Source organism: Massilia sp. P2_C2, assembly GCF_056404615.1.
Map to the genome: position 1 here is coordinate 1 of NZ_JBFUDR010000613.1, position 1,177 is coordinate 1,177.

Consider the following 1,177-nt stretch of genomic DNA (forward strand, 5'->3'; position numbering starts at 1 on the left):
GCAAGGTCTACGTCTCGACCGATGGCGGCCACACGTTCACGCTGAGCCAGGGCTCGGTGAACGCGAACATGGCCTGGAATGACTGGGGCGATACGTCGATGATGGTCAACCCGAACGTCGAGGGCGACATCTGGCTGGCCGACGGCAATGCCGTGTACCACTCGACCGACTCGGGCTCGACCTGGACGAAGCTGACCGCCTTCGCGACCGCCAACGGCACGATGGGCGCCACCAAGGTCACCTTGGGCAAGGCACAGGTCGGCTCGCCGTACTCGGCCGCGATCTACGTGGAAGGCACCATGAATGGCCAGTGGGGCATCTTCCACTCCGACGATGGCGGCGCAACCTGGGCGCGCTGGAACGATGACGCGCACCAGTTCGGCGGCAGCGCCGTGGTGGTGGGCGACTGGAACTCGTATGGCCGCATCTACGTCAACGGTGTTGCCCGTGGTCTGCAATACAGCAACTGAGTAGCGCGTCCTTGACGTAAGCAACGACCGCTGCGGCGCCGGAAGGGGCCGCAGCGGTTTTTTTTGCATCGCCGGCGATGATGAGCGCGTCCCCATGGGCATGCTTGTCGCCCGCGCCCGTTACCGGGCCACGCGAACGAACCTCGACCGGCCCACATCTTCCGACAATCGGTACTGCAGCCGCATCGCTTTCCGGCGCCATGTTCGGGTGCCATGCCCCGGATGGGCCTCCACCGCTCCTAAATTTTCTGCAATGCGAAATTTATTGACTTACGGCAATAGTGAGCATTAGAATTCATTAACAAAGATTAATATTAACTAAATGTAACGTTAATCTTAGTAATATAAGAATGTCGGTCCATAGGGCAGTTGCCGAAGTGTTGCGAATACATCATCACGGAATCTCACGATGGCCCCGACAACAGGAAGCGCGCTGCGCGGTGGAGCTACGTTCGAGACCGGAAACGGTCAACCCAACCATCCTTTTTGAGGGAGCTTTATGAATCGGAAGTACAAACTCTTCACCCCGATACTGCTCGCCGGCACTCTCGCGGGCTGCAGCGGCGGCAGCACGACCCCGGGCGCGACGGGTACCCAGGCTCCGGCCCTGGCTGCCACCACCGGCTCGGCCACGAGCTGGTCGGCGGTGAAGTGGGGCGGCGGCGGCTATGTGACCGGACTGATCTACCACCCGGTCAATTCGAGCC

The 1,177-nt window shown here is 60.9% G+C and carries 2 protein-coding genes; both read left to right on the forward strand.

Annotated elements, in window-relative coordinates:
* On the forward strand, nt 1-470 hold a 470-nt coding region (locus AC1DYX_RS31320; protein ID WP_477266138.1), incomplete at its 5' end, for a beta propeller repeat protein.
* Between the two features lie 499 nt (nt 471-969).
* A partial coding sequence (locus tag AC1DYX_RS31325; RefSeq protein ID WP_477266139.1) for a hypothetical protein occupies nt 970-1,177 on the forward strand: 208 nt, incomplete at its 3' end.